The organism is Bacteroidota bacterium (assembly GCA_030017895.1).
GTDB lineage: Bacteria > Bacteroidota > Ignavibacteria > UBA10030 > BY39 > JASEGV01.
In genome coordinates this window covers 1-7,931 of sequence record JASEGV010000109.1, presented here as the reverse complement: position 1 = coordinate 7,931, position 7,931 = coordinate 1, and the positions used below count along the sequence as shown (strand labels likewise).

7 protein-coding genes are annotated in these 7,931 nt (G+C 38.1%); all 7 read left to right on the top strand.

Annotation, left to right across the window (positions count from 1 at the left end; genetic code table 11):
* The first annotated feature begins 113 nt into the window (after positions 1-113).
* On the top strand, positions 114-575 hold the full coding sequence (locus QME58_13585) for an SRPBCC domain-containing protein (GenBank protein MDI6804847.1): 462 nt from the start codon (positions 114-116) through the stop codon (positions 573-575).
* 6 nt (positions 576-581) lie between these two features.
* The gene (locus QME58_13580; protein MDI6804846.1) at positions 582-770 is read left to right on the top strand and encodes a hypothetical protein; all 189 of its coding nucleotides are present in this window, start codon (positions 582-584) and stop codon (positions 768-770) included.
* A gap of 35 nt (positions 771-805) precedes the next feature.
* Positions 806-4,081, top strand: coding sequence for an exodeoxyribonuclease V subunit gamma (locus QME58_13575; protein MDI6804845.1), 3,276 nt, complete (start codon positions 806-808; stop codon positions 4,079-4,081).
* Positions 4,074-4,688 carry a methyltransferase domain-containing protein gene (locus QME58_13570; GenBank protein MDI6804844.1) on the top strand — a complete coding sequence of 205 codons (615 nt, stop codon included), beginning with the start codon at positions 4,074-4,076 and terminating at the stop codon, positions 4,686-4,688. The genes QME58_13575 and QME58_13570 overlap by 8 nt, the downstream gene beginning before the upstream one ends.
* 60 nt (positions 4,689-4,748) lie before the next feature.
* Positions 4,749-5,906, top strand: coding sequence for a VLRF1 family aeRF1-type release factor (locus QME58_13565; protein ID MDI6804843.1), 1,158 nt, complete (start codon positions 4,749-4,751; stop codon positions 5,904-5,906).
* 21 nt (positions 5,907-5,927) lie between these two features.
* On the top strand, positions 5,928-7,013 hold the full coding sequence (locus QME58_13560) for an ATP-dependent 6-phosphofructokinase (protein ID MDI6804842.1): 1,086 nt from the start codon (positions 5,928-5,930) through the stop codon (positions 7,011-7,013).
* Between the two features lie 316 nt (positions 7,014-7,329).
* The coding region (gene aat / locus QME58_13555) for a leucyl/phenylalanyl-tRNA--protein transferase (GenBank protein ID MDI6804841.1) at positions 7,330-7,931 on the top strand (602 nt) is incomplete at its 3' end.

Below are 7,931 nucleotides of genomic sequence, written 5' to 3'. Positions count from 1 at the left end.
CTTAAATATACAAAAAAAAGTATTCAATAAGTCAATTTTTGGAACCGCCCTAAAAAATTCATTTCGTTCAAGTAGGACTTTAGTAAGAATTTAATTTCAAGACGAGGTAACCAATGAAAAAGAAACTATTACATAAGTCGGTAACAATTAATGCCACACCTAAATTAGTTTTCCAATCATTTATCGACCCCAACCGTTTGACTGCCTGGCTTCATGCACACAGCGCTGTTGTAGCTCTTTGCATCGATGGACCTTACTCTATCGGATGGCACGCTGAATCTGACGGGGATTTCTATGTCTGCTGCGGAAAAATTAAAAGCTTCGAACTTCACAAAATGTTGAAAATTACAGGAATAAATTATTTCTTTGCCCGCAAAAAAACTATCGGACCTCTCGACTTTACTTTAACATTTGAAAAGAAAAAGTCGGAAACCAATATTTCCTTCAAACTATATGGAGCGGGTACCGGTGCACCTTGGGAAAAAAATTTCAAGGCGGTTTTCAACAGTTGGGAAGAATCGTTATATTTGTTGAAGAAATACATTGAAAAAGATACACGAAAATCTAAATCATAATTCAGAATGACAAAAGTAGAACAGCATAAAATTATTGAAACACTAAAAGATTATTACAAGAAAATGAATCGGTATGAAGTTGATGAGTTCGATATGTTCCGGAAGCGCGACTACGACGACGAAGACTTAGATTCATTATCAAAGAAAAAACTTATCGACCTATACGAAAAATACGTTCCTGCACGATTCAGATAACTTTATTAATCCGGTTAACTACGGAAAAACTATCAATGCCGGTCATTCTATATAAAAACTTCTCATTAGTATCTGATATTCAAGCTGAAATTAAGCGGCGCATTACTATTAGTCAAGCAGATACTTTTATTTTTATCGTACCCACACGGCGTAAAGGACGAGAACTTCAGCGAGAATTTCTTAAACTTGCCCCTAATAATACTGCATCCGCTTTTAATATTTTTACTTTAGAAAATTTTGCCGCCGAACTCCACAATATATTTTGCTCGCCGAAAAAGTTTTTAACCGCTACAACACAAGCAGTAATTTTCGAAAATGCAATCCGTAATAAAGCAAATGAACTTCTATATTTTCTGCCGCAAGGAATTAAATATTCAATCCCAAAAGGGACGTTCGAAAAAATTAATAACGTAATTAATTTTTTGAAAGAAGCGGGTATTTATCCGACCTCGCTTTATGAAGAATTAGAATCGGCACAGAGCGATGAGAAACTAAAACTTAAAGATTTACTCACCATTTACGAAGAATATGAATCCATTTTAGGCGACCAATTTATCGACGTTGGAGGTATCTTCAAGGAATTAAATAATACCCTTACAGTTTTACCTCCGCTTGATAATTTTTGGAATAAATTTAAGAACACAGAGTTAATTCTAATATCGGGATTTGATGAATTTTCTGACCCTGAGATTACTATGTTAGATGCTGTTTCGAAGTTCAAAGCAAACAACCATAATAATCAGCTGGGGCTGGTGATTTCGTTCGACTATTATTTGAACAACGATGAATTGTTCGGCCATCTGAAAGAAAACTTTGAAAAATTTTTAAGAATCGGGTTTGAATATCATTCCGACCAACCGGAATCAAGACCATCGTTCAAACAACACGTTACACAACATTTATTTCGAACTGACGACTCGGTATCAAAACTTGATTTATCCGAAAAAGTTACATTAATCTCCTCACGTAACCGTGAAGAGGAAGTGGAAGCTATCGCAAAGGTAATCAAAAACTTACTGCATAACGAACCCGAGCGCGACTTAAGCAAAATTTGCGTTGCAATGTATCAACCGCAAATTTATACAAAGTTATTTCACGAGATTTTCCCCCGATACGGTATTCCGGCAAATATTACAGATCGTTTCGCCCTCGACGAATCAGCCGTTGCTGTTTCAATTATTTCACTTTTAAACATTTGCCGAAACAATTTCCGTCAACGCGATATTATGCGGGCGTTATCAAGTTCGTTTTTTACTTTCACTGACGGACAATCGACAATTGATGTCGGGAACCTTTATGCGGTTTCGGTTGCTTTGAAAATTACTGCTGGCAAGAACTTTTGGAAAACGCGTACTTCCAATCGTATAAATCAAATTCAAAGGGATTTGAGTACAAAGGATGATGAAATCGAAATTCATCATTTAAAAAACGAACTCGATAGTTTGCAAAAAGCACTTAACGATATATTGTTGCTTGAAAGTTTTTTACAACCATTTGAAACCCAATTAACTCCCTTTGAATTCCGCAACGCCCTGATCGAACTTCTAAATCGGCTCCGAGTGCCAGAAAATATATTAAATTTTCCAGACGGTAATTCTGAACTGCTCGAAAAAGATACACGCGCATATCAAAAGTTTTTACAATTATTGGATGACTTAATAGATTTATTGACTTTTCAGGCGAAAGAAAAAGAGGCACAGTCCTTAAAATTTTATATCGAGCAATTAAAAGCGGCAGTATCACAAACGCGTTATAACATCCGCCAAAAATACGGTTACGGAATTTATATAACATCGTTCGAAGAAACACGAGGATTAGAATTTGACATAATGTTTGCCAGCGGATTAGTTGACGGCGAATTCCCTCCACCATATTCACCCGAAATATTTTACAGCAGCAGCCGGCAGAAGAAAAAAGAACTATACCATCTCACCGAAAAGAGATATTTATTTTACCAATGCATCACAAATTTTTCTGAAAATCTTTTCATCACATATCCCAAAAAAGATGATGATAATGAATTAGTCCGGTCGCCCTTTATTAATTCTTTATTGAAAATTCTTAATTGTCGGGATTGGCAGAATGCCCTGCCCGACAAAATGTCTGATGCAGTTTATACGGAAGAAGAACTTCTTCAACGAATCGGAAGTAATAAAGGAATCAATCCTACATACAAAAACAATCAGCAGTTGGATGAAAGGATGCTTCGCCATATCGAGTTTATTTTTAAAGCAATCGAAATCGAAAATAGCAGATCGATGTCTGACCAGATGTTAGAATACAACGGAAAAATTTACGCCGCTTTATCTAATTCGTCTCAGAAATTTTTAGAAAAAACACTCGATAAAACTTACTCGATTACTCAACTCGAAAAGTATGCTAAATGTCCGTTTAAATATTTTGCCGATAATATTTTACGACTCAATGTATTAGAAGAATTGGAAGAAGGAATTACTCCAATCGAGAAAGGGAGCATTTTGCACGAAGTTTTATTCCAATTTTATGTTGACCGCCGTAAACAGAAGTCGCCCCCTCTTTTTGAATGCGACGAGGAAGAATTCGCCGAAGCTGTAACTAACCTGATAGATTTAACACGGACGAAATTGGACTCGCTCGAATCGTCCGACTTGTTATACTTTTTTGAAAAAGAATTGATATTAGGACAGGGCAGCCGCAAAGGCATAATTCAAGAATTTCTTGAAGCAGAAAAAAACCGGAAACTCGATGTTGTACCTGCGTATTTTGAAGTAGCATTTGGCAGCCGGGTTGGCAGTGCAAAACTTACCGACCCCGAATTATCCATAAAAGAACCTGTAATGGTGGGTAATATTAAGGTTCGGGGTAAAATCGACCGGGTTGAAGTTGGCAACGAATTCTTCTCAGTTGTAGATTACAAAACCGGAAGCAAGTTCGATGATTTTGTCGATATCGAATCGGGACTTGCTTTACAGTTACCAATTTATTTATTTGCAGTAGAAAAAATTTTATCTGAACAAAATAAACAATTGAAACCGGCGGCAGCTACTTATTACAGTTTGAAAATTCCTATCACAGAAAAAGTGGCTCTCGCAAATTCAGAGCTAAAAAATAGAGCATTCATACATACACGGAAACAAGCAGCCGTATTGGAAAACGAAACTGAGCTTCGTCGGATAATCGGAAAATCAATAACGTATGTGAACGAATATGTTGGCTCAATCGCTAAAGGTGAATTTCCAATTACTACACAAGAGAAGATGCAGAAAGCTTGTGAGTATTGCAGTTTTGAAATGATTTGTCGGAAACAGAACAAAAACTCCATTAATGATTAAAATAATTACTGACGTTAGCAGCCCTGAATATTGGGAATATCGCTATAAACATAGAACCGACGATTGGAATTTAGGAACTCCAACACCGGTATTTGAAGAATTACTCAAATCCGGCAAATTAGAAAATTCGGGAAAAATTGTAGTTGTCGGATGCGGCAAAGGGCATGATGCAATACTGTTTGCAAAACAAAATTATCTTGTAACTGCCATTGATTTTTCAGCGAGTGCAATACGGGAAACCAGAAGGCTCGCAAAAAGAGAAAAGATACATGTCGAAACAATCGAAGCAAATGTTTTTGAATTACCCGGGAAATTATTACACAAGTTCGATTATGTATTAGAGTATGTTACCTACTGCGCCATCGACACTGAACGACGGATAGAATTTCTCGATAATATTCAACGGATGCTGAAACCCGGTGGAATATTTATCGGGCTTTTCTTTCCTATTGATAATCGAGACGGCGGTCCACCATTTGCCGTCGATATTAAAGAAATTGAATCACATTTATCTAAAACATTTAAACTAATTTATTCTGAAATTCCAAAATCCTCTGTAAAACCCAGGCTCGGCAAAGAAATGCTGATGCTATGGAAGAAAATGTAAAAAATGAAAATAACGCAGTTAAACATAAATTAACAAACAATTAAGCGAGGAGATTTGACTATGTTAAAATTACGATCCCTGTTTGATAAAATGATGTCGGTAAATTCAGATAAAGTTATGAGTGTTTATCTTGAGACTGATCCGACAGTAATAGGAAGGAATAGAGCGGCAGCACAGATATGGTTAAAAGATTCATTAAAATCTATACGTAACGATTTATCTCAGAGTCAACTAAAAGAGTTTGAAAAAATTCATTCAAATATTTTAGAGGAAGCAGAATATCGCATCTCGGATGGTAAATCGCTTATTCTTTTTTCGGGAATAGATTTTTTCGAAGCAACTCATCCACAAATTAACGTTACCAACGAAGTGTGGTGGGGAAAACCAAGCATCGGACAACTCGACTGGATATTAGAAGAGTACCGGAATTACGGTATTATCAAAGTAGCATCCGAAAAAATTCACTACTACATAATTGGTTTTAATGAAGTAATTAAAGAATGGGAAGAAACTATCTCGTCGGATACACTCGCCTGGCAGAGTAAGCACCTGCCGCCGGAAAATATTATGCGCGAAAAAGCTATTCCCGGTTTGCGTGGCGGTGATACTAAAGAAATTGTAGAACGCCACATAACGGAAGAAGTTCAAAAATTCTGGAAGCACTGCACTTCATCCATCGAAGCGATGAAAAAGCAGTTCCACGTAAACGAGGTTGTTTTAACCGGATTGGATTCGCAAACCGATATGTTTCAAAAATGCCTCAATACGAACGAAGTTACCGTTATTGGAAAAATTCCGTTAGCCCGCGAATCTTCCATCAAAGATATTATCTCAGCGGCTCAACAGATTTTTCAAAACTTTGAACGTACCAAGGAACAAAAATTAATCGATGAAATTATAGAAAGATCAGCAACAAATACTTCTGCAAGTTTAGGAATTAAAAAAGTTCTTAAATTAATTCAAGAAGGCCGTTCAAATACTGTAGCAATAACAAACGGTTCGGATAAAATATTAGTAGAGTGCCACGACTGCGGTTATGTGATGACGAAAGATGCCAAAGAATGCTTACAGTGTAACTCAAAAAAATTGCGTGTAGGTTCAATGAAAACTTTAATTCCACCACTATTGCGCAAATATAAAACACCCTTAAACATAGTATCAGACAAAGTATCAGATATTTTTAATAAACAAGGCATTGGCGCACTTTGGCGCTATTAAACAATAACAACATAGGATAATATGCAAATAAAAAGAATCGGTATATTAACAGGCGGCGGCGATTGCCCGGGATTAAATGCGGTTATACGAAGCATTGCGAAACCGGCTATGAATTTCTTCAACGTAAAAGTAGTTGGAATCCTCGATGGTTTTGAAGGACTCGTTGAAGGCAGAATGCGTGAACTAAGTCCGTCTGACGTTACAGGAATTATTAACGTCGGTGGAACCATACTCGGCACTTCTAATAAAGGTAACCCTTTTCAATATCCGGTCGAAGGACCAACTGGGGTCCGAATTATCGACGCATCAGAGCAAGCCCTCGAAAACTACCGGAACTGGAAACTTGATGTTTTGTTCGCTATCGGCGGCGATGGAACTATGCACATTTCCAACAAGTTCAGCCAAATGGGAATGAATATTATCGGCATTCCAAAAACTATTGATAACGATTTAGATGCAACCGATATTACATTCGGCCACGATTCCGCACGAGCTGTTGCCACCGAAGCCGTCGATCGTTTGCAGACTACCGCGTCATCACATCATAGAGTTATGGTCGTAGAAACTATGGGAAGATATGCCGGTTGGATTGCACTCGGTTCGGGTGTTGCTGGCGGGGCTGATATAATTTTAATACCGGAAATTCCATTTCATTGGGAAAAGATTTATCAATCAGTTTTACAACGAAGCAAAGGTGCAAAGTTCAGTATCATTTGTGTTGCCGAAGGTGCCAAACCTTGCGGCGGTGAAGTTGTAGTAAAAGAAATGGATAAAAAACGAACCGACCCTGTGCGATTAGGGGGTGTAGGTGAATTGGTTGGGCAAAAAATTATGGAAGAAACCGGACTCGAAACCCGTGTAACAGTATTAGGACACGTTCAACGCGGAGGCAGCCCGACGCCATACGACAGGATTCTCGGAACTCGTTTTGGCGCAACAGCTTTGCAGGCAGCTTCCGATGGGAAGTTCGGAGTTATGGTTAGTTTACAGCGTCGCGATGTGGTTACAGTTCCGATTGTTGATGCCATAGGTAAACTTCGCTTGGTTTCACCCGATGCTCAACTGATAGTTGCCGCTCGCTCGGTTGGGACTTCGTTTGGTGATTAATGTTTCTTTATTTATATTCATCTGTCGGCAAGTTTTTAAAGAGTAAAGGACACGAGCTCTCTTGAGTGCGTGCCGACAGAATGAGAAAAAACCTCACTCAAGACATTGAAGGGTGTGGCGAGTCCGGACACTCCTCCATTATTAAATGGGAAGAATCGTGCTCAACGGCTCTCTACGCGGTTTCCCACCGGCAGTGGTAACTTCTCATTTCTGCCGGTGGTGTATCGTAGAGTATATTCTCGTCGGTTCTTTTTGATAATTCAATAATGGTACTATCGTAATTAAAAGTGTGATAATAAAAAAACTAAAACAGAATATTATCCCATCTGAATTGTTGCTTACAGCTTACTCAGCCGGTTACTTTCCTATGGCTGATTCGCGAGACGGAGAAATACATTGGTACTCACCCGACCCGCGTGCAATTATTCCATTAGATACTTTCAAAATTTCAAGAAGCTTAAAACAGACGATAAAGAAAAATATTTTCGAGATACGAATTGACCATGCGTTCGAAGACGTAATTCGGAGTTGTGCTAAAAGGGATGAGACATGGATATCAGAAGAAATAGTTCAGAGCTACCTCGAACTTCACCGACTTGGCTATGCTCATAGCATTGAAAGCTGGCACAACAAAAAACTAGTAGGCGGATTGTATGGAGTTGCACTCGGCGGCGCTTTTTTCGGTGAATCTATGTTCAGTTTAATGAAGGATGCATCTAAGGTTGCACTGGTTGCATTAGTCGAAACATTAAAGGAACGGGGTTTCAAACTTTTAGACACACAATATACTACACCGCATCTGAAAAATTTTGGTGTCGTTGAAATATCGCGTCAGGAGTATCTGAAAAAACTAAAAACAGTTACATTAGGGCAGTTCCAAAAATTCAAATATAAGTTTAGTGTTATAGATTTTATCGT